The sequence below is a fragment of the Gracilibacillus massiliensis genome (genome assembly GCF_001458115.1).
GTDB classification, from domain to species: Bacteria; Bacillota; Bacilli; order Bacillales; family Amphibacillaceae; genus Gracilibacillus; species Gracilibacillus massiliensis.
Genome location: NZ_CZRP01000013.1, coordinates 13615 through 33786, shown reverse-complemented (window position 1 = coordinate 33786; position 20172 = coordinate 13615). Strand labels below are relative to the sequence as shown.

Here is a 20172-nt window from a genome sequence, read left to right as displayed (position 1 = left end):
TCCATATTTAGGAAAGGGGGGATAGCTGTTGTATCAGAAAAAATATTATAGTGATTTTGAAGCTAAAAAATGGATGGTCGAAATAGGCAAACGTATTTATCAAAAGAACTTTGTGGCCGCCAATGACGGGAATATTTCGGTTCGAGTTGGTCCTGATACAATCTGGACAACACCAACTGGAGTAAGTAAAGGTTACTTGACGCCAGACATGATGGTAAAAATGCGTTTAGACGGTACAATCATTGCCGGAAATCGAAAGCCATCTTCCGAAGTGAAAATGCACTTGAGAGTTTACCGGGAAAGTGAAGATACAAATGCTGTGGTTCATGCCCATCCACCAATGGCGACATCCTATGCGATTGCAGGCATTGATCTTGAAAAACCTGTCTCTCCAGAAGCTGTTGTTTTGTTAGGTAGAGTTCCTGTTGCACCATATGCCACACCTAGTACGGAGGAAGTTCCTGACTCGATTACACCATTGATTAAGGATCATCATGCGGTTTTACTCGCAAACCATGGGGCTTTAACATGGGGGCGTGACTTATTTGAGGCTTATTATCGCATGGAGTCATTAGAGCATTACGCTTTAATGTTGACCTATTCGACGAACATCTTGAATAAAGCAAATGAATTAAACTGTAATCAAATATCAGATTTAATTGATATGCGAGATAAGATGGGAATAAAAACTGGTGGTGTACCGCCATGTAATGTTCCGGAACAAAGCTCGAACTCGGAAGCAAATAAATCAAAAGATCAGGTTCTTCAAGACATTGTCGAAAAAGTGACGAAACGAGTCATCGAACAACTTCAGAAAGGAGGCGCCTTGTAGTTGCAATTAAATGAAAAAGATATTCAAACAATTATTGATTCTGTATTAAAGAATGTGGAAGCAGCTGTAGATAATAGACAACCAACGCAAGCTAGTAGTCAAAGTTCTGAACAACAACCAATAAAGATGAAACAACTTTCAACTTCTGCATCTTCAAACACTTTTAATATGAGTAGTAATCAAGATGGTGTATTTGAACGAGTAACAGATGCAATCGAAGCTGCTTCAAAAGCTCAAGAAGCGTGGATGAAACAATATAAGCTAGAAGAGAAAGAAAATATTATAAATTCAATTCGCCAGGCAGTAGTTCAACAAGTGAATTACTTTGCGAAGTCTGCTTTAGAAGAGACCGGACTTGGGAATTACGAGGATAAGGTGTTGAAACTAACCCTCACGGTTGAAAAAACGCCAGGTACTGAGCTCTTACAAACAGAGACATTTTCTGGTGATGACGGCTTATCTTTTGTCGAACAAACACCATTTGGCGTGATTGGTGCAGTAACACCAGTTACCAACCCAATCGATACGATCGTGAATAATGGTATAGGCATGATCGCTGCCGGTAATGCGGTAGTGTTTAATGTACATCCATCTGCTAAAAAAACATCATGTGAGATGGTTCAACTTTTAAATCAAACGATTGTAAACGCTGGTGGACCAGAAAACCTTCTTACTATGGTGCAAGAGCCAACAATTGAAACCGTCCAGGAAATAGCTAACCATCCATCAGTGAAGCTATTAGTAGGTACAGGTGGACCAGGTATGGTGAAAAGTTTATTAAAATCAGGTAAAAAAGCAATTGGTGCAGGTGCTGGAAATCCACCTGTAATTGTTGATGAAACCGCCGATCTTAAGCAAGCAGCAAAGGATATTATAGAAGGAGCTTCTTTTGATAACAATCTGTTATGTATCGCAGAAAAAGAAGTTTTTGTATTAGATCAAGTTGCAGATGATTTAATTTTTGAGTTATTAAATCAGAAAGTTCATATGCTAGATCATCAACAATTAGAAAAAGTGATGAACCTTACCTTAAAAGAAAATAAAGAAGGCATACCAGGGGGCTGTTCGTACTTATCCAGAGACTATTTAGTTTCAAAAGATTGGGTTGGAAAAGATGCTACCCGTATTTTAGAGCAAATCGGAGTTTCTAATGTGCAAACTAAACTGCTAATCTGTGAGGTGGGTGCCGATCATCCATATGTACAGTTGGAACAATTAATGCCGATATTACCGATAGTGAGAGTAAAATCGATCGATGAAGCCATTGAGAAAGCAGTAGATGCTGAACATGGTAACCGCCATACAGCTGTGATGCATTCCAATCACATTAAAAATGTAACAAAATTTGCTAAAGCAATCGGTACAACCATTTTCGTTAATAATGGCTCTTCCCTATCTGGTGTAGGATACCGTGGAGAAGGCTTCACCACTATGACGATTGCAGGACCAACCGGTGAAGGGGTAACATCAGCAAGAACCTTTACAAGACAAAGACGGACCGTTATTGCAAATGGCGGTTTTAACATTAGAGGGTAGGTGAAGCTGATGGGTGAAGCAGTTGGACTATTAGAAGTGTTAGGCTTTAGTGTAGCAATGGCAGCGATGGATCAAGCATGTAAGACAGCCAACGTTGAAATTCAGGCAATGGATTGTAATAATCCAGCTACTGGTAATCATGCAAAGATTCCGGTTGTTGTACAAGTCAAATTTACTGGAAATGTTTCTGATGTAAAGGTTGCTTTAGAAACAGCGAGACATACAGCAAATCAATTTATTGAGGAACAAGATATTGTCACAAGCTTTATACCAAATCAGGCTCCAGGTCTTGAAAAATTATTAGGTATTGGCAAAGTAAAGCGTCCATAGCAGTTTAGTTAGGGGAATAATCATGAAGAAATCATTAGGATTAATAGAAGTGATAGGCACTGTAACAGCCACGATTGCTATCGATGCTATGAGTAAACATGCTTTTGTTGAAGTAACGAAGGTTGATCAAGCTGGATCAGGTTTGTTAACGATTATGATTGAAGGGGATTTAGCTTCTGTTCAAGCAGCTTTAGAAGTTGGTGCAGATCAAGCTTCCATGCACGGACAAGTAGTAGCGGTAAAAGTAATCCCTAAACCAGATCAACAATTATATGGTAAACTGATTCCGAACAAAGAAGGTGAATCTTCATGACACAGCATGAAGCAATCGGTATTATTGAAACAAAATATTTTCCTGTTGCGATGGAAATGTTGGATCAGGTGACAAAAGCTGCTGACGTAGAATTTCTGACCAGTCACAATCAATTGGGTGGTAAGTTAGTATCGCTTATTATTGGTGGTTCCATTTCTGATGTAACGTTAGCAATCGAAACTGCCAAACGAGTTGACCAAACAAAACCGGATCAACCATTAAAAAATGCAGTTGTCATTACTAATCCACATCCTGAAATTTTGAAATACGCAATTCCAAGCACTAAAAAAGCTGAAAAGCAACCAACAGCTAAGAAACAAGCAACTAGAAAAACGAGAACAACAAAAAAACAAGCAACAAAAACAATAGAGGAGGACGAAAATAATGAGTGATTCACTAGGAGTAATCGAAACGAGAGGTTTAACAGCATCAATTGAGGCAGCAGACGCAATGTTAAAGGCTGCAAATGTAGAAGTAGTTGGCAGTGAAAAGATTGGATCAGGTTTAGTATCTGTCATTATTAAGGGTGATGTTGGAGCAGTAAAAGCAGCAACAGAAGTAGGCGCAGAAGCAGCAGGACGAGTAGGAGAAGTAGTTGCAGTCCATGTCATCCCACGTCCACACAGTGATGTAAATAAATTATTAAATCTTACTAAATAAAAAAACGGAGGTATTCACATGAGTGATTCATTAGGAGTAATTGAAACTAGAGGACTAACAGCATCGATCGAGGCAGCAGACGCAATGTTAAAGGCTGCAAATGTAGAAGTGGTAGGCAGTGAAAAGATTGGATCAGGTCTAGTATCTGTCATTATTAAAGGTGATGTCGGCGCAGTAAAAGCAGCAACAGAAGTAGGTGCAGAAGCAGCAGGACGAGTAGGAGAAGTAGTAGCAGTCCATGTTATTCCGCGTCCGCACAGCGACATCAGTAAATTATTACCTCAATTCAAATAATAAAGGGCTGATCCGGCATGAATGAAGAGCGAAAATCAGCATTATATCTTGCTATTACGGAAGCAGTGATGGAAGAGATTAAAGCAAATCAAATTGAAGTGATAAACGATACTTCTTCACGTGTACCTGTTAGCATTTCAGCACGACACGTTCACTTAGAGAAAGAACATGCAGACATTTTGTTTGGGAAAGATTACACGTTTCAAAAATATCGTGATATATCTCAGCCAGGACAATATGCTTGTGTAGAACAAGTAACGATAGTTGGACCAAAGTCTGAGATAGCACGGGTACGTATTGTTGCACCACTTAGAAAACAGACACAAGTTGAGGTTTCAAGGACCGATAGCTTCAAATTGGGACTCAAGCCACCTGTTAGACATTCAGGGGATGTCTCAGGTTCTGCACCTATCTCTATTATTGGTCCCAAAGGTCGTATTGATTTAGATGAAGGTTGTATCATTGCCGATCGTCATATTCATATGTCACCACATGATGCAAAAGCATTCGGGGTAGAGAATCATCAACAAGTTCAGGTGCAAGTAGATGGAGAAAAAGCGGGCATTATGGGAAATGTAACGATCCGTGTCAGTGAGCGATATGCGCTCGACATGCATATCGACACGGATGATGCCAATGCCTTTGCTATTACGGGTAAGGAATACTTAAATATAATGAAGTAAGACCTATCCAACTTTGGAGGTTGAACAAATGGTAATAGGTAAAGTAATTAATCGTGTCATTTCAACACGAAAATATGATACATTACAAGGTTACAAACTATTAGTTATTGAGCCATATAATGGTGAGAATAAAGAATGGTTTGTAGCTGCAGATACGATCGGTGCAGGTGAAGGTGAACTCGTATTAGTAAGTTTTGGAAGTGCTGTTCAACATGCATTGCATCAACATGCACCGATTGATGCCGTTGTGGTAGGTATTGTTGATCAAGCACCAGATGGTCTATAAAATGAGACTGCAATCAGTGGGAGTTTTTGACTCCCACTGATTGTTAGCGAAACTTATCAGGATGTTACCGTCCGTTTATCCCCCACTTAGTTTCTTTGTTACGGACGGTTAGCTCCGTGATAAAAGGTAACATTAAACGAATAGGAGACCTGTGACATGAAACTAATCGTTATCGGTGGCGTAGCAGCAGGCATGTCTGCTGCTTCAAAACTGAAAAGAATTGATCAAAATGCTGAAATAACTGTTTATGAAAAGGGAGAATACGTTTCATATGGAGCGTGTGGTCTTCCTTATTATGTATCTGGTGAAAATGATGATCATACCAAAATGATTGCACGAACAAAACAACAGTTCGAGCAAAAGGGGATAAATGTCAACATTTTTCATGAAGTGGTAAAAGTGGCACCGGAAAGAAAACAAGTAATGGTGCGGAATGTAGATACAGGTCAAATGTTTTTGGACCATTATGATAAATTATTGATTGCGACAGGAACTTCTGCTATTGTGCCACCATTTGAGGGCTTAGACCTAGATAATATTCATATCTTAAAAACAATGGAAGATGGTCTAACTTTAAAAGAAAAAGCACACCAACCACATATCCAGAATGTCGTTATTGTTGGTGGAGGTTATATCGGAATGGAGCTTGCTGAAGCAATGCACGGCTTGGGAAAAAATGTGCGTGTTATCGAGCAAGCAGAAAAGATTTTATTACCGTTCGATCGAGAAATAACGGACATTGCATCAGAGCACCTGCAAGAAAATAATGTAGGTTTACATCTGAGTGAAAGAGTTGAATCATTTAAAGGTTATCAATCTGTTCAGCAAGTTGTAACTAGCAAGGGTACATATGAAGCAGATTTAGTGATTTTATCAATTGGTGTTAAACCTGCAACTAGATTTTTAGATGGAACTGGTATTCAATTAGCAGAAAACGGAGCGATCCGAATAGATCGAGAAATGCGTACCAACCTTGAAGATATCTATGCTGCTGGAGATTGCGCAGAAGTATATCATTACGTAAAACAAGAGAATACCTATTTACCATTAGGTACGAATGCAAATAAATGTGGTCGAATAGCTGGTGAAAATATCGCTGGTGCTCATCGTAAATATATCGGCACACTTGGTAGTGCAGCAGTGAAGATCATTGATTTGGAGCTAGCGCGTACAGGTCTTTCCGAAGCAGAAGCAAAAGACATGGCACTTGATTATACAGTCGAATTTGTTAAGGCAGCAAACCATCCGGGCTATTATCCAGGTCAAACGCCAATATGGATCAAGATCATCTGTGAGAGTAGAACAAGAAGAATTTTAGGTGCACAAGCAATTGGACAATCTGGCGTTGTATTAAGAATTGATATGCTTGCGATTGCGATCCAGAATAATATGCCAGCCGATGAATTGGGAATGACAGATCTATGTTATGCCCCACCTTTTGCAGGTGTGTGGGATGCAGTTCATATAGCTAGCAATGCTGTTAAATAAACAAAAGGCAATGGAGGTGAGCAAGATGAAAAAAATAACAACCTTACAATCAGCTGTCACTAGTATTAGTGATCAGTCGACATTGGCTTTAGGAGGAAATGTTTTACACCGTGCACCAATGGCTTTTGTTAGAGAACTGGCTCGCCAGCATAAATCCGGCTTGCGTCTAGTAAAAACAGCAGGTGCTCACGATATTGATTTATTATGTGCGGTTGATGCAGTGAAAGTGGTTGATGCAGGATTTGTTAGTTACGAAACGGTATATGGATTACCACCACATTACCGGAAGTCTGTGCAATCTGGAAAAGTCAAAACGAATGAACATGCTTGTTATACAGTTATAAGTGCCTTAAGGGCAGCATCCACAAATGTACCGTTTATGCCTGTCAATGGTTTGAAATTTGGAGACTTGATCGACCGTAATGATTATTTTGTAGTAGTAGAGGACCCATTTACAAAAGAGCCAGTTACTTTAGTACGTGCAATTGTTCCAGATGTAGCCATCATCCATGTACAAGAATCTGATGAAGATGGCAATGCCGTTATTTATGGGCCTAAATATGAGGATGTTTTGATGTCACGGGCCGCAAACAGAGTCATTATTACAACAGAGCAGGTTGTGTCCAAATATAAAATGAAACAACAGCGCGATCGTATTGCTATCCCTGGATTTCTAGTAGACGCTGTTGTACATGTACCAAAAGGTGCAAAACCGACATCCTGTCATCAGAAATATGATGTGGATGATCAAGCATTAAGAAAGTTTTTGTCTTTAAAGGAAAAACAAGAAATTGAAAGCTTTATTGAGGGTTATAATAATTTAGATTATGCTGCAGAAAGGGGGAGTATCCGTTGGTAAACAATTATCGGATCAGTGATTTAATGACTTGTGCGATTGCTGATATGCTCGAAGATGGTGAGACTGTATTTCATGGTGTTTCATCGCAAATGCCAATGGTGGCGATGCATTTAGCACGGCATTTACATGCACCAAATCTAGTCCATTTAAATATTCCAGGTGGAGTCAATCCTGACTCTATCAAAAAAGCCTCCTACTCCTCTGCTGGTGCTGATCTAGTAGAAGCTGGGGAATCTAATTTCGGATTAGATGAAATCTTTGATCTTTCCATGCGTGGAAAATTAGATGTCGCATTTTTAGGCGGGGTCCAATTTGATAGGCACGGGAATATCAACGCTTCCGTTATTGGAGACTATGATAAACCAAAAGTACGTTTGCCTGGTGGTGCTGGAAGTGCTGTGTTAATTCCGACCGCTAAAAAAGCAATCATTTGGCGTACCAAACATGACCCGCGAACTTTCCTAGAAAAAGTCGACTTCGTGACGACAAGGGGTAACCTCTGGAAAATCATTACGCCATTATGTGTATTTGTTTTTCAAAATGGCCAATTAGAATTAGATACGATACACCCACATACCACAATTGAAGAGGTGCAAGAACAGACTGGATTTCCACTTGTTTATGATGAAGTTCGGTATACAAAAAGCCCAACAAGAGAACAATTACAAATATTGCAAAGAATTGATCCAGATGATTTCCGATCAGCAGAAATATAATTGTCAGAATATATCGAAATTTGATTGATTTTATTTAAAAACTTCATTATAATCACGGTAGTTATGATAAAATTAGACCACTATCATAATGTTATGAAAAGGGGGAATATACAAAATGAGAAAGAATCTATTGTTTTTACTTGTAACAGCATTGTTAGCTTTCGTTTTAGTAGCATGTGGTACAGAAAGTGAAGATGAGTCAAGTAATGGAGAAAATGACGAAGGTAATGCAGAAAACAATGAATCTACAGAAGAGTCAAAATCAGTTGCAGTAGTATTAACAGATCAAATTGGAGTGAATCCATTTTTTCAACAAATTGCTGATGGAGCTGAACAAGCAGCAGAAGAAACAGGTTTGGAGATTAATGTGATAGAGTCTTCGGACCCTACAGAGACACAACAAAATTTAGAAGTGGCCGTTGCTGAAGGGTACGACTTGATTTTAACTGCGACTTTCGATGCGGTTGATCCATTAACTACAGTAGCAGAGGCTAATCCTGATCGAGATTTTGCTATTATTGATGCAATTGTAGACTTACCGAATGTTAAAAGTGCTGAATTTAAAGAATACGAGGCAAGCTTTTTACTAGGTGCTGCAGCGGGACTTGCGACAGAAACAGATACTGTTGGGATTATTCCTGCGCAAGATATCGCGTTATTAGATAAATATATCGTTGGTTTCCAAGAAGGTGTCGCACAAGTTAATGAAAATGCAGAAGTATTAGTTAACTATGTTGGTAGTTTTGAAGACCCTGCAAAAGCCAAAGAAATTGCCTTGCAACAAAACTCAAATGGTGCAGACTTTATAGCAGCAGCGGCAGCTGTTAGTGACTTGGGTGTTTTTGAAGCAGCAGCGGAGGCTGGATTCTATACGTCTGGTCAGGATATTGACCGTACTGTCGAAGATCCGGAGCACGTTGTTTTGTCACAACTTAAAAATACAGATGTAGTTGCATATGATTTTGTTAAAGAATATGGAAATGGTGAATTCTCTACTGGTGTCCAATCATTTGGTTTGGCTGAAGATGGTGTTGGGTTAACATATGTTACGGCTGACTCTGAATCGCCTCTAAATGATTTTATCGGCCAGGATACCATCGATCAAGTTATTGAAATTAAAGATCAAATTATATCAGGTGAGATTGAAGTAAAGAATCCTCTTGAGCAATAAGATGATAGGGCTGCTTCTACAAGCAGCCCATTGTTTTACATATGGGTAGTAAATATTTCGAAAATGACTTTATAATGCTTTGCAAAGAAGGTGAGGATTTGTTAGAACTTCGTGGGATTACCAAAAAATATGGAGACTTTACGGCTAATGATCAGATTGACTTTTCATTAAAAAAACAAGAGATACATGCGATTGTCGGTGAAAATGGTGCCGGAAAAACTACACTGATGAGAATGTTGTACGGCATGGAAGAACCAACAAGTGGCGACATATTTGTTCATGATAAAAAAAGAAAAATTCAAAGCCCCAATGATGCTATTGGATTAGGAATTGGAATGGTCCATCAACACTTTATGTTGTTTCCATCTTTCACAATTGCTGAAAATGTTGTTTTTCATCATGAGCCAAGAAAAAAATGGCGTTATGATCGAAAAAAAGCTAATCTGGAAGTCGAACAGTTAGCTAAGAAATTTGGCATGGAAATAAACCCTAATCAAAAAATATCAGATGCGCCTGTTGGTGTCCAACAACGGGTAGAAATTTTAAAAGTATTATACCAAGGTGCAGAGATTATTATTTTAGATGAACCTACTGCGGTTCTAACACCATTAGAAGTGAAGGATTTACTAAATAGTTTAAGAGAGTTAGTTAAATTGGGAAAAAGTATTATCCTGATTACCCACAAATTAAATGAAGTCATGGAAGTAGCCGATCGGATAACTGTACTAAGAGATGGAAAAGTAACTGGATCATTAAAAAAGGAATCAACAGATACAGAAGAATTGTCCCGGTTGATGGTAGGAAGATCGTTACAAAAGAAACAACTGCCTAAAGTTACAACTGGTAAAGCAGTATTAGACGTGAACCAAGTATATGTGAATGAATCGAAAAATAAATCCTCTATTGAAAACATTTCATTTCAAGTACATCAAGGAGAAATTGTAGGTGTTGCAGGAGTATCTGGTAATGGACAATCTGAGTTAATTCAAGCAATAACTGGTTTAGTAAAAACAAGTGCTGGAACGATTCGTATAAATGATCATGACGTCACCAATCAATCGGTTCGACAAATAAGAGATAGAGGATTATCTCATATTCCAGAGGACCGTTATTTGTGGGGAGCAGCTAAATCAGCTAGTATTCTCGATAATCTGATTATGACAGATTATCGAAAATCTCCTTTAGGTAAAAAAGGAATATTGAATAAAGAGAATATTCGATCATACGCAAATAATAGTATTAAGCGATTTGATGTGAAAGCATCATCTATTAATATTAGTGCACAATATTTATCTGGTGGTAATTTACAAAAATTAATTGCCGCACGAGAAATTCAAAAAGATACACCGTTTCTACTTGCAGCTGAGCCTACTCGCGGAGTTGATGTTGGTGCAATGGAGTTTATTCATGAGCAAATCATCGAGAAACGTAACAATGGTGATGCAGTATTACTTATTTCATCGGAATTATCAGAAATATTAGCATTATCTGATCGTGTCTTAGTAATGTTTGAAGGAAAAATGGTTGGTGAATTTGACAGAGAAAATGTAAGCGAAGAAAAACTGAGCTTACTGATGGCAGGTGGTACATATGAGTAAAATGAAAGGGCATATCTCAAATATTATACAACCTGTTTTCGCGATATTTGTAGGACTAGCTGTAGGAACGATTGCTATTCTATTAGCTGGGGAATCGGTTTTTTTAACGTACCGTGAAATGTGGGATGGTGCATTTGGAAGCTTATATTTCTTATCAAATACATTAGAACGTTCGATACCAATCATATTAGCAGGTTTAGGTGTCGCCTTTGCTTTTCGCGCTGGTTTTTTCAATTTAGGTGCTGAAGGGCAACTTATTATGGGAGCCGTCACTACAGCGATAGTAACTGTATATTTACCTTTTCAAGGATTTCTGAATTTAGTCATTTCAATTGGAGCGGGTATGCTGATTGCGGGTTTATTATCATTTTTTGCTGGGTGGATGGAACAAAAATTTCAAATTAATTTGCTTATTTCTACCTTGTTACTAAATTATATTGCGGTTCTTTTTGCTGGGTATTTAGTAAGTGAGCCATTCCGTGACACAACAAGTTCAGGTGGAGTGGCACAATCTGTTATGGTAGAAGATGCTAGTAAGCTTCCGAAATTACTAACAGGTATGAATGTACACTATGGTTTTGTGCTAGCGATTATTATCACGATATTGCTTGCTTTTATTATTAAGCGAACAACTTTTGGATACGAAGTAAGAATGTTAGGACAAAATATGTTCTTCGCGCAATATGGTGGTATTAATCGTAAGAAAGTAATGTTTATTAGTATGTTAATAAGTGGAATGTTAGCCGGGCTAGGTGGAAGTGTGGAAGTAATGGGAATGCATTATCGTTTTATAGAAGGGGCATTAACAACACCTCAATTTGCATGGACCGGACTTATGGCCGCCTTGTTAGCCAACTCAAATCCCGTTGGTACAGCTATCATTGCTATCTTTTTAGCTGCATTGGATACAGGTGCATTAGGGGTTGAAAGAAATACAGATGTGCCTAATGCGATATCTGATATTATTCAAGCAGTGCTTATCTTATTTATTTCTGCCAAGTTTACATTGGCATTTATCAAATCGAAAAGAAAGAGGGGGGCAAAATAAATGAGTAGTTTATTTGATTTATCTTTAATAGATTCTACACTTCGAATGATGGCCCCTCTTTTATTAGCAGGATTAGGTGGTGCAATATGTGCTCGGGTGGGCATTTTTAATGTTGGTCTGGATGGCTTAATGTTAATGGGTGCTTTTATAGGTGTAGCGGCTAACGCATTTACCAATAATATCTGGCTTTCCATTCTGATCGCAGTTGTTGGTACCATACTATTTTCTTTATTATTTGGGTATATGGTGATTCACCTGCAAGCAAATATGATTGTAACTGGAATAGCTATAAACTTTCTCTCAATTGGAGTAACAACTTTTGCATTAAGAACGATATTTGATGTGCAAGGCGCCTATTACAATAACGAAATGGTAGGTTTACCGACATGGAAAATTCCGGTTATTGATGATATACCACTACTAGGTAATCTTTTATCAGGTCAATCGCCCATCGTTTACTTGGGGATTTTAATTACGATAGCAATGTATATTTTCTTGAAAAAAAGTGTGCTTGGATCTCACTTTGATGCTGTAGGAATAAACCCTGTAGCAGCCAAAAGCCAAGGAATTAAGATCAAAAAAATTCAATATCAAGCAGTCATTATTTCTGGAATTCTATGTGCTCTAGGAGGAGTGCAACTTTCTTTAGGTCAAGTAACGATGTTTAGTGAAAATATGACAGGCGGTCGAGGTTTTATTGCATTAGTTGCTACGATGTTAGGTCAATCTAATCCAATCGGAGTGTTTTTATCAAGCGGTTTATTTGGATTCACTGAAGCTATTAGTATCAGATTTCAAGGGTTAAATATACCGACAAACTTTACCTTAATGCTTCCATATGTGATAACGATTTTAGCGATGTTTGTATTTAAAGATCGTACCCAATTAAATGCAATGAAAAATAGCCAAGGAAGTTCAAGATAAGAATAGGAGGGGAACAAGATGAAAAAAGCAGATCGTTTAAAAAAAGCGAAAGTACCACCGAGAAATGAAAAATATGGTGATCGTCTGCCACCTGGACAAACACTAACAAAGAAATTTCCGATTTTACATGAAGGTGAAGTGCCTGAATATGATCTTGATAAGTGGTCGTTAAAAGTTTTTGGTGAAGTAGAGCAAGAAGTAGTATTTAATTACGAAGATCTAATGAGGATGCCTCAAACAACGATTGTTCGTGATATCCATTGTGTAACACGATGGTCCAAGTTTGATAACAGTTTTACTGGTGTAAAATTCACTGACTTTTTGAAAGAAATTGGTGTGAAAGATACAGCGAAATATGTAATGGTTTATGGCGATTACGATTATGATAGTAATATTCCATTAGAAGATTTACTGAAAGATGATATATTAATTGCACATAGTTATGATGGTAAGCCACTGACACCACAACATGGGTATCCTTTCCGACTTATTGTGCCACATCTCTATTTTTGGAAGAGTGTTAAATGGATCCGTGGAATCGAATTTATGAAAGAAGATCGACAGGGTTTTTGGGAACGAAATGATTTTCATAATTATGGTGATCCATTTAAGGAAGAGCGATTTTCTGTCGAAGATGCCTATATGCCAGAAGATGAGTGGCAAAAAAAGGAGTTTGATTGATGTACTTATCTAACCTTAAAGTAGAAGCTGATCAATTGCCAAAGAAGGTCATTGTATGTGGAGATCCTGATCGTGCTACACTGATCGCTAAAAGCTTAGAAGAGAATAAATTGTTAGCTCAGAATCGGGAGTATTACACCTATGTAGGTTACTTTAATAATGAATATATTGCGGTTGTAAGTCATGGAGTAGGTGCTTCGGGTGCTGCTGTGTGTTTCGAACAGCTCATACAAGGCGGAGTAGAAGAAATTATACGTGTTGGTACGGCTGGTTCTTATCAAAAAGCAGTAAAGCCAGGGAGTCTCGTGATAAGCACTGCCTCAGTAAGAACAGATGGTTTTTCCAGTCAAATTGTGCCGGAGGGATTTCCGGCTATTGCAGATTTATCTGTTACCAATAAACTGTTAAAACAAACAGAAAAAGTAAACTTTCCAATCTTTTCAGGAATCACACTGACACTTGATGTATTTTATCAAGGCGTTGTACCTTTTCCACATCAACAATACCAAGAAGCCGGCGTCTTGGCAGTTGAAATGGAAATCGCTGCATTATATTCGATTGCGAGTATACGTCAAGTAAAAGCTGGGGCAATCGTTGCGATAGATGGATATGCAGATGCAGACCTAGCTGAAGATTACAATCCACACACAGATCAAATGAAACAAGCAATCGACCAAGCTGTTATCATTGCTCTAAACGCCTTAACAAATTAGCTAGAGGTTTAGACAACACAGTTTAATGCGTATTAGATAAATACTACGCAATAAACGGTGTGATTAGTTTGAAATAGTTTAGACTGGTTAACACCCGCTCCGGCTGCCCACTTCCCTTTCCGTGGATTTTTCCCTTCAGCTAACTTTTTCAAGCAAAGATCGCTTGTAAAAGTGGATCTTCAGGTAAAAAGTTACCACAGGAGTGAAAGTGGGCGGCCTGCGCTAATAAATTTGTTCTACAACTATTGTGACAGATAGCATTTTGAGCTGTTACTCCAATCAACGAATTTATCACATGAGAGAAATAACATAGTGCTACCTCATACTAGCTTTGTAGAATATCAAATTAGCGTAGGCGTCCGCTTCAACTCCTACGGGATGTTTTTCTCCGAAGATCCACTTTGGTAAGCGGTTTTTGCTTACCAAAGTTAGCTGAGGAGAAAAAACCGTGGAAAGGGAAGCGGACAAGCCGAAGCGGTTTCTTAGCACACAAATCATGTCATAATGACTACATTTTTTATTGCATAGCATTCTTTTTATGTGTACAAATTCACTGCGGTGGTTTGGTTTAGTGCGTTTTCTAGGTCTTCTAATAAATCTTCTACGTCTTCAATACCAACTGAAAGTCGGAATAAACGATCACTGATCCCTCTCACTTCTCTTTCTTCTACTGGCATAGCAGCATGTGACATTGTCGCCGGATAAGATAAAATCGACTCTACTGCCCCTAAACTAACAGCAATTACCGGCAAAGTGATGTCATTTGCAAATTGTTGAACATCTATACCCTTCTTTAATTCAAAAGACAAAACAGCTCCTGGACTCGTGGATTGGGAAGCATGGACATCTGCTCCTGGATGACTCGCTAATCCTGGATAATAAATATTTTCGATTGCAGGATGGTCTGATAAATGTTCAGCAATTTGCTGGGCAGACCTAGTACTTTTGCTGAAACGGGGTTCCAACGTTTTCATTCCTTGTATCAATTGATAACAATCTTGCACACTCAACACAGCACCATACGTATTTTGCACAAATGATAGCTTTTCTGCTAAACTGTTGTCTTTTGTTACCGCTAATCCTGCTACAATGTCACTATGACCTGAAAGAAATTTAGTTGCGCTATGTAACACAATATCTACTCCTAAGTCTAATGGTTGCTGGTGTAATGGCGTCATAAAGGTATTATCTAGATAAGTATAGCAGTTGTTTTCCTTGGCTAACGCCACAATAGCTCTAATATCTGTAATTTGTAATAGAGGATTAGCGGGCGTTTCCATATAGATAACCCGAGTGTTACTCTGAATAGCTCGTGCTACTTCATCAATATCCGTCATATCGACAAAGGTATGACTAATTGAAAACTGACTTAATAATTGTGTTACAAATCGAAAGGTACCGCCGTAAACATCTTTTGAAATGACGATATGTTCATTTGAATGTAACAACATAAAGGCAGATGAGATGGCAGCCATACCAGATGAAAAGGCAAAACCGTCTGTTCCATTTTCTAAAGAAGCGATTGTTTTTTCCAATTGGGTTCTGGTAGGATTCCCTGATCTTGTGTAATCATAAGGTCCTAATTCATTCAGTTGTTTTTGATGAAATGTCGATGACAAGTATATCGGTGTGTTAACCGCACCAGTAGCTTCTTCATGGTAACCTTGATGTTGGCCGCCGTGTGCTAGTGTTGTTTGTTTTTTATAAGTCATTTTTACTTCCTCCTAATGCTTGCTGAATATCTTGTTTAAGTTCTTCCACATGTTCAATCCCGACAGAGAAGCGTAATAATCTGTCACAAATTCCTCGTCTTTCTCGCTCTTCTTTTGGGATGTCTCCATGTGTTTGAGTAGCTGGGTAAGTAATAAAACTTTCGACCCCGCCTAAACTTTCAGCAAAAGAGATAATTTTTAAGTTTTCTAGGAAATTCGGTATGATATCAGCTCTCGAAACACGGAAGCTAATCATTGCTCCTTTTCCCGGGTAGAGAACATCTTTAATATCAGAAATGCTTAATAAAAACGCTGCTAGATGTTTGGCATTCTCTTGTTGTTTTTCCATTCTTAAAGATAAAGTTTTCATACCTCTAATTAGCAACATGGAATCGAGTGGTGAAAGTACAGCACCAATGGCATTATGTAGATAGAATAATTTGTCAGCTAATGATTGATTGTTGACAACAACTAGTCCTGCTAATACATCATTATGTCCACCTAGGTACTTGGTTGCAGAATGGACAACTATGTCGGCTCCCTCTGTTAACGGTTGTTGTAGATACGGTGTATAAAAGGTGTTGTCTACGATTAATAATAAGTCATGTTTTTTGGCAAAAGATGCTATTTCTCCTATATTAATTTCTAGCAGTAAGGGATTTGTTGGTGTTTCGATAAATATTGCTTTTGTGTTGCTCGTTAAATGATTCTCAAAATGATCTGTTTCTGCATATATTGGTTTTATCTGATAAGATTGCTCATAGTGTTGAAAAAGTCGGTACGTTCCACCATATATATCTTCTGAGACTAATATTTCATCATTTTTCTGAAATAATGAAAATACAAGGTGAATCGCCGCCATTCCAGATGAGCACGCAAATCCTTGGATTCCTTGCTCTAATTTAGCAATTGCTTCTTCGACAATTTCTCTAGTCGGATTAGCGGTTCGACTGTAATCATATCCCGTAGATTGACCAAGTGTTGGATGCTGATAGGCTGTCGATAAATAAATGGGTGCTTCAACAGCTCCAGTTCGTTTGTCTTTCCGATTACCAATTTGCGCAAGTATCGTTTCGATATATTCCATTCTCAATCCGTCCTTTCCATCCAAATAAAAAAGACCTTCGATAAGTAGAAGGCCTCTGGTTAAGGATACTATCTTCTTATCTTTTCTGGATTTAGCACCATACAATCGCTTGCTGGTTGCTGAGGTGTCAACGGGCCAGTCCCTAAACCTCTCTTGATAAGGATTTACAATATATTTGGAAAATTCATACATTAATCATACAATAAAAAGGAAAATATTACAATAATAAATATTAAAAAAATAATAAATGACAGCCTATTGACTTTTTTTTCATAATCAATTATAGTATGTACATTGTTACTGAAATGGTAAAAAATGAAAAATAAAATAAACTTATCCAGAGAGAAGGAGGGAACTGGCCCAATGAATTCTCAGCAACAGGCAAATGCACTGTGCTACATCCAGCAAGGAATACTTGGCAGATAAGAGAACGAACTTCTACTTTTATCTGCAAAAGTAGAAGTTTTTTTGTGCAGAATTGAAACAAATCTGATAAAAAAAAGCAGGATAATGTGACAGTACTGTTGTGGTAATTATGAAATATTATATGTTCTTTGCAATCGCTTCGGCTACCACAGGAGTGAAAGCGGCCGCCTACGCTTGATGGCTTTATTCAATATCACCTACGTATTTCTTTAGATTACTTATTATTATCAACAAAAATAAGCACATATTTGTAACAATCCAAAGTGTTAGCAATTGCAATTGTTGTAAAGTCTTACTGAGCGTAGGCGGCCACTTCGACTCCAATGGGATTGTTTTCCCTGAAAAGTTAGCTGAAGGGAAAACCCCATGGAAAGCGAAGTGGGCAAGCCGAAGCGGTTACTAAGCACGTATAGCATTTTCAAAGTACCCACTAGAATTATGTAGAACTTTCCTTCTTTTGTTCAATAATTATGTTAATTATTTATAAGATAGAGAAGGTTCTGAATTATAGATTATTTTAAGTATAATAAATATAAATTTTTTAAACTTTAAATCCAAGTTATCCTATTGAATTTATTTATTTAAACGCTGAAGCGGGAGAGTTGGTAGTTGTCGATGTTGACAGTGATTGCTTTAGTAGCTGCCTGTATGTTTGCATTTAATATAGGTGCAAGTGGTTCTGCTGCTAGTATGAGTATCGTTTATGGAAGTCAAGTCATTAAAAAAAGAATATATGCACTTCTAATTGCTGGAATAGGCGCTGTGATCGGTGCTGTATTAGGTGGGCAATTTGTTACCAATACGTTAGGGAAAGGAATCATTCCAGAACAGATATTGGATGTAAAAGTAGCCTGTATTATTTTAATTGTTGCTGCTTTTACGATAATGATCACAAATTATATTGGAATTCCGTTATCCACGAGCGAGGTTACGGTAGGGGCTATTATTGGTGTAGGGTTAAGTTACCAACAATTAAACATTTACACTATACTGTGGATTATATCTTTTTGGGTGATCGTACCGGTTGTCGCATTTTTGGTTACATTTTTGTTAGAGAAACTGAGACTTCGTTTTAAGGATCGTGTTCATTTTCGTCCATCTGCCAAAGTATTGGCATCTATATTACTTCTAACGGGCATAATCGAAGCGATGGCAGCTGGTATGAATAATGTTGCTAATGCTTTAGGTCCATTAGTCGGTGCAGGAATTGTTTCTATGGAATTTGGTTTACCTTTCATGGCTATCATTGTTGCGTTTGGTAGTATTTTCTTTGGTGGAAGAGTCTTAGAAACAAATGCTAAAAAAATTACGTCACTTTCATTAGGGAATGGGATTGTCATATCTAGTGCTACAGGAAGTTTAGTTGTAGGAGCGTCACTGTTAGGAGTTCCAATACCTATGACACAAATTACAACTTCAGCTATTGTTGGTATCAGTGCAAGTAACGATATAACTTTAGTTTGGAAACAAAAAATTATTCATAAGATAGCAAAAGTTTGGGTGACTTCACCGATTGTCTCCTTAATATTTGCATTTTCCTTAACAGAGGTACTAATTCAATACTCATTTGATCAAGTTGTATTACTTACCCTAGCTATTGTAGCTACGTATATATTAGTAAGGTTTAGAGAGCAACCAACAAAAGTCACATTAAGAAAAGGATGGGAGCATCATGGGAAAAGTCTATATAGTGGGAGCAGGTCCAGGAGATGAAGAATTAATTACATTAAAAGGAGTAAGGGCAATTAAGGAAGCAGATGTTATTCTATATGACCGATTAGTAAATATATCATTACTTGAATATGCCAAAGAAAGCGCAGTACGGATCTTTTGTGGGAAAGAGCCAAACAAACATGGAGTGATTCAAGATTATATTAATGAACAGTTAGTTTATTATGCTAATAAAGGAAAAGTCGTAACTCGTTTAAAAGGAGGAGATCCTTTTATCTTTGGAAGAGGTGGAGAAGAAGCGTTATATTTGGAAGAAAGAGAGATCAATTATGAAGTTGTACCGGGAATAACATCAGGAATTAGTGCCGCGGCTTATGCTGGTATTCCTCTTACTCATCGTCATGTCAGTGGTTCCGTAAGTTTTATTAATGGTGCTAACCCACAATCAAAAACGTTGGATGAATGGCGTCACATTGCTTTTGGTACAGAAACGTTATGCTTTTATATGGGTATTAAAAATTTTCCTGTTATTTGTGAGAAGTTAGAGGAAGCGGGTTTACCAAGTACTACACCAGTTGCGATCATTCACTGGGGTACATTAACTCACCAAAAAACAGTTGTTGCAGATTTACAAACCATTGTAGAAAGATTAGATGAGGTAAGTAATCCTTCGATGATTGTGATTGGAGAAGTAGTGAAATTACATGAAAAGATCAAATGGTTTAAAGAACAGTGTGAAACTATTTCTTTATAAGGAATAAAAGATGACTAGTTTAAATTAAAACTAGTCATCTTTTATTACATTTAAAATTTGTTGTTGATCCTTTTCCCAGTCCCAATTTGGATTAATACGTTCTAAAAATTCCTCTAACTGGTTATCGGTTAAGTCTTTTTTTCCATTGGAATTATTTAAATAGGATTTCAATTCCCATTCTCCGCCTTTTTTATTTTCGATCGTTGTCCATTTAACGGTGAAGACATAATCATTTCCATTAATATCAGCATGGATTAACAAAATATCCTTGTGTAAGATGAAATTGCTAAGTTGCATCAGCAACACCTCCTGTGACTAGTATAGCATATTATGAAAAGGATTACATCGATTGATAGGGAGTTGGACATTCATCATTTCGGTGTATCTGAA

Annotated in this window: 23 protein-coding genes and 2 riboswitches; of the genes, 20 read left to right on the top strand and 3 right to left on the bottom strand. The window is 37.7% G+C overall.

What is annotated here, in order from left to right:
* The first annotated feature begins 28 nt into the window (after nt 1-28).
* The 18 genes from BN3107_RS12550 (at nt 29) to BN3107_RS12465 (ending at nt 14132) form a co-directional block, all read left to right on the top strand.
* On the top strand, nt 29-832 hold the full coding sequence (locus BN3107_RS12550) for a class II aldolase/adducin family protein (protein ID WP_392389061.1): 804 nt from the start codon (nt 29-31) through the stop codon (nt 830-832).
* Nucleotides 833-2368, top strand: a complete 1536-nt coding sequence (locus tag BN3107_RS12545; RefSeq protein ID WP_077065119.1) for an aldehyde dehydrogenase family protein — start codon at nt 833-835, stop codon at nt 2366-2368.
* Between the two features lie 9 nt (nt 2369-2377).
* Nucleotides 2378-2698 (top strand): BMC domain-containing protein, encoded by a 321-nt coding sequence (locus BN3107_RS12540; protein ID WP_058308000.1) that lies wholly within the window; start codon nt 2378-2380, stop codon nt 2696-2698.
* A 22-nt stretch (nt 2699-2720) separates the two neighbouring features.
* On the top strand, nt 2721-3011 hold the full coding sequence (locus BN3107_RS12535; protein ID WP_058307999.1) for a BMC domain-containing protein: 291 nt from the start codon (nt 2721-2723) through the stop codon (nt 3009-3011).
* Nucleotides 3008-3403, top strand: a complete 396-nt coding sequence (locus BN3107_RS12530) for a BMC domain-containing protein (protein ID WP_058307998.1) — start codon at nt 3008-3010, stop codon at nt 3401-3403. Before BN3107_RS12535 ends, BN3107_RS12530 begins: the two co-directional genes overlap by 4 nt.
* Nucleotides 3396-3671: a BMC domain-containing protein gene (locus tag BN3107_RS12525; RefSeq protein ID WP_058307997.1), complete on the top strand. Its 276-nt coding sequence runs from the start codon at nt 3396-3398 to the stop codon at nt 3669-3671. The genes BN3107_RS12530 and BN3107_RS12525 overlap by 8 nt, the downstream gene beginning before the upstream one ends.
* Before the next feature lie 18 nt (nt 3672-3689).
* Entirely contained in the window at nt 3690-3965 is a 276-nt protein-coding gene (locus tag BN3107_RS12520) for a BMC domain-containing protein (RefSeq protein WP_058307996.1), read from the top strand.
* 17 nt (nt 3966-3982) lie between these two features.
* The gene (gene pduL / locus BN3107_RS12515; protein ID WP_082631298.1) at nt 3983-4648 is read left to right on the top strand and encodes a phosphate propanoyltransferase; all 666 of its coding nucleotides are present in this window, start codon (nt 3983-3985) and stop codon (nt 4646-4648) included.
* A 28-nt stretch (nt 4649-4676) separates the two neighbouring features.
* Complete coding sequence (locus BN3107_RS12510) at nt 4677-4934, top strand: EutN/CcmL family microcompartment protein (RefSeq protein ID WP_058307995.1); 258 nt, start codon at nt 4677-4679, stop codon at nt 4932-4934.
* Between the two features lie 156 nt (nt 4935-5090).
* Nucleotides 5091-6422, top strand: coding sequence for a CoA-disulfide reductase (locus BN3107_RS12505; protein WP_058307994.1), 1332 nt, complete (start codon nt 5091-5093; stop codon nt 6420-6422).
* Between the two features lie 25 nt (nt 6423-6447).
* A complete protein-coding gene (locus tag BN3107_RS12500) occupies nt 6448-7281 on the top strand; it encodes a CoA transferase subunit A (protein WP_058307993.1) in 834 nt (277 codons plus the stop codon).
* Nucleotides 7275-7997 carry a CoA-transferase subunit beta gene (locus tag BN3107_RS12495; RefSeq protein WP_197412038.1) on the top strand — a complete coding sequence of 241 codons (723 nt, stop codon included), beginning with the start codon at nt 7275-7277 and terminating at the stop codon, nt 7995-7997. The genes BN3107_RS12500 and BN3107_RS12495 overlap by 7 nt, the downstream gene beginning before the upstream one ends.
* A 115-nt stretch (nt 7998-8112) precedes the next feature.
* On the top strand, nt 8113-9168 hold the full coding sequence (locus BN3107_RS12490; protein WP_058307992.1) for a BMP family lipoprotein: 1056 nt from the start codon (nt 8113-8115) through the stop codon (nt 9166-9168).
* Nucleotides 9169-9242: 74 nt separating this feature from the next.
* Nucleotides 9243-10766, top strand: coding sequence for an ABC transporter ATP-binding protein (locus BN3107_RS12485; protein ID WP_058309230.1), 1524 nt, complete (start codon nt 9243-9245; stop codon nt 10764-10766).
* The gene (locus tag BN3107_RS12480) at nt 10759-11814 is read left to right on the top strand and encodes an ABC transporter permease (protein WP_058307991.1); all 1056 of its coding nucleotides are present in this window, start codon (nt 10759-10761) and stop codon (nt 11812-11814) included. The genes BN3107_RS12485 and BN3107_RS12480 overlap by 8 nt, the downstream gene beginning before the upstream one ends.
* Entirely contained in the window at nt 11815-12738 is a 924-nt protein-coding gene (locus BN3107_RS12475; RefSeq protein ID WP_058307990.1) for an ABC transporter permease, read from the top strand. It begins immediately after the preceding gene.
* An 18-nt stretch (nt 12739-12756) separates the two neighbouring features.
* Entirely contained in the window at nt 12757-13419 is a 663-nt protein-coding gene (locus BN3107_RS12470) for a sulfite oxidase-like oxidoreductase (RefSeq protein ID WP_058307989.1), read from the top strand.
* The gene (locus BN3107_RS12465; RefSeq protein WP_058307988.1) at nt 13419-14132 is read left to right on the top strand and encodes a nucleoside phosphorylase; all 714 of its coding nucleotides are present in this window, start codon (nt 13419-13421) and stop codon (nt 14130-14132) included. Before BN3107_RS12470 ends, BN3107_RS12465 begins: the two co-directional genes overlap by 1 nt.
* A gap of 536 nt (nt 14133-14668) precedes the next feature.
* Here BN3107_RS12465 and BN3107_RS12460 read toward each other — a convergent pair.
* On the bottom strand, nt 14669-15844 hold the full coding sequence (locus tag BN3107_RS12460; protein ID WP_058307987.1) for an aminotransferase class I/II-fold pyridoxal phosphate-dependent enzyme: 1176 nt from the start codon (nt 15842-15844) through the stop codon (nt 14669-14671).
* A complete protein-coding gene (locus BN3107_RS12455; protein ID WP_058307986.1) occupies nt 15834-16931 on the bottom strand; it encodes a methionine biosynthesis PLP-dependent protein in 1098 nt (365 codons plus the stop codon). The genes BN3107_RS12460 and BN3107_RS12455 overlap by 11 nt, the downstream gene beginning before the upstream one ends.
* A gap of 73 nt (nt 16932-17004) precedes the next feature.
* A riboswitch (SAM riboswitch) is annotated at nt 17005-17094 on the bottom strand.
* 167 nt (nt 17095-17261) lie between these two features.
* Nucleotides 17262-17360: riboswitch (SAM riboswitch) on the top strand.
* A 612-nt stretch (nt 17361-17972) separates the two neighbouring features.
* On the opposite strand from BN3107_RS12455, the gene BN3107_RS12450 reads away from it, so the two are divergent.
* Together BN3107_RS12450 and cobA are read left to right on the top strand one after the other, a co-directional pair.
* Nucleotides 17973-19070 (top strand): inorganic phosphate transporter, encoded by a 1098-nt coding sequence (locus BN3107_RS12450; protein ID WP_058309229.1) that lies wholly within the window; start codon nt 17973-17975, stop codon nt 19068-19070.
* Nucleotides 19030-19782: a uroporphyrinogen-III C-methyltransferase gene (cobA, locus tag BN3107_RS12445; protein WP_058307985.1), complete on the top strand. Its 753-nt coding sequence runs from the start codon at nt 19030-19032 to the stop codon at nt 19780-19782. The genes BN3107_RS12450 and cobA overlap by 41 nt, the downstream gene beginning before the upstream one ends.
* A 30-nt stretch (nt 19783-19812) precedes the next feature.
* Here the strand turns inward: cobA and BN3107_RS12440 are convergent, their stop codons facing one another.
* Complete coding sequence (locus tag BN3107_RS12440; RefSeq protein ID WP_058307984.1) at nt 19813-20079, bottom strand: hypothetical protein; 267 nt, start codon at nt 20077-20079, stop codon at nt 19813-19815.
* Between the last annotated feature and the right edge of the window lie 93 nt (nt 20080-20172).

Bases quoted from the DNA above. Each gene is read 5' to 3' on its own strand.
- BN3107_RS12475 (WP_058307990.1), top strand. From the start codon at position 11,815: ATGAGTAGTTTATTTGATTTATCTTTAATAGATTCTACACTTCGAATG.
- BN3107_RS12520 (WP_058307996.1), top strand. From the start codon at position 3,690: ATGAGTGATTCATTAGGAGTAATTGAAACTAGAGGACTAACAGCATCG.
- BN3107_RS12480 (WP_058307991.1), top strand. From the start codon at position 10,759: ATGAGTAAAATGAAAGGGCATATCTCAAATATTATACAACCTGTTTTC.
- BN3107_RS12465 (WP_058307988.1), top strand. From the start codon at position 13,419: ATGTACTTATCTAACCTTAAAGTAGAAGCTGATCAATTGCCAAAGAAG.
- BN3107_RS12535 (WP_058307999.1), top strand. From the start codon at position 2,721: ATGAAGAAATCATTAGGATTAATAGAAGTGATAGGCACTGTAACAGCC.
- BN3107_RS12530 (WP_058307998.1), top strand. From the start codon at position 3,008: ATGACACAGCATGAAGCAATCGGTATTATTGAAACAAAATATTTTCCT.
- BN3107_RS12510 (WP_058307995.1), top strand. From the start codon at position 4,677: ATGGTAATAGGTAAAGTAATTAATCGTGTCATTTCAACACGAAAATAT.
- BN3107_RS12500 (WP_058307993.1), top strand. From the start codon at position 6,448: ATGAAAAAAATAACAACCTTACAATCAGCTGTCACTAGTATTAGTGAT.
- pduL (WP_082631298.1), top strand. From the start codon at position 3,983: ATGAATGAAGAGCGAAAATCAGCATTATATCTTGCTATTACGGAAGCA.
- BN3107_RS12470 (WP_058307989.1), top strand. From the start codon at position 12,757: ATGAAAAAAGCAGATCGTTTAAAAAAAGCGAAAGTACCACCGAGAAAT.
- BN3107_RS12540 (WP_058308000.1), top strand. From the start codon at position 2,378: ATGGGTGAAGCAGTTGGACTATTAGAAGTGTTAGGCTTTAGTGTAGCA.
- cobA (WP_058307985.1), top strand. From the start codon at position 19,030: ATGGGAAAAGTCTATATAGTGGGAGCAGGTCCAGGAGATGAAGAATTA.
- BN3107_RS12505 (WP_058307994.1), top strand. From the start codon at position 5,091: ATGAAACTAATCGTTATCGGTGGCGTAGCAGCAGGCATGTCTGCTGCT.
- BN3107_RS12450 (WP_058309229.1), top strand. From the start codon at position 17,973: ATGTTGACAGTGATTGCTTTAGTAGCTGCCTGTATGTTTGCATTTAAT.
- BN3107_RS12440 (WP_058307984.1), bottom strand. From the start codon at position 20,079: ATGCAACTTAGCAATTTCATCTTACACAAGGATATTTTGTTAATCCAT.
- BN3107_RS12525 (WP_058307997.1), top strand. From the start codon at position 3,396: ATGAGTGATTCACTAGGAGTAATCGAAACGAGAGGTTTAACAGCATCA.
- BN3107_RS12485 (WP_058309230.1), top strand. From the start codon at position 9,243: ATGCTTTGCAAAGAAGGTGAGGATTTGTTAGAACTTCGTGGGATTACC.
- BN3107_RS12490 (WP_058307992.1), top strand. From the start codon at position 8,113: ATGAGAAAGAATCTATTGTTTTTACTTGTAACAGCATTGTTAGCTTTC.
- BN3107_RS12460 (WP_058307987.1), bottom strand. From the start codon at position 15,844: ATGACTTATAAAAAACAAACAACACTAGCACACGGCGGCCAACATCAA.
- BN3107_RS12455 (WP_058307986.1), bottom strand. From the start codon at position 16,931: ATGGAATATATCGAAACGATACTTGCGCAAATTGGTAATCGGAAAGAC.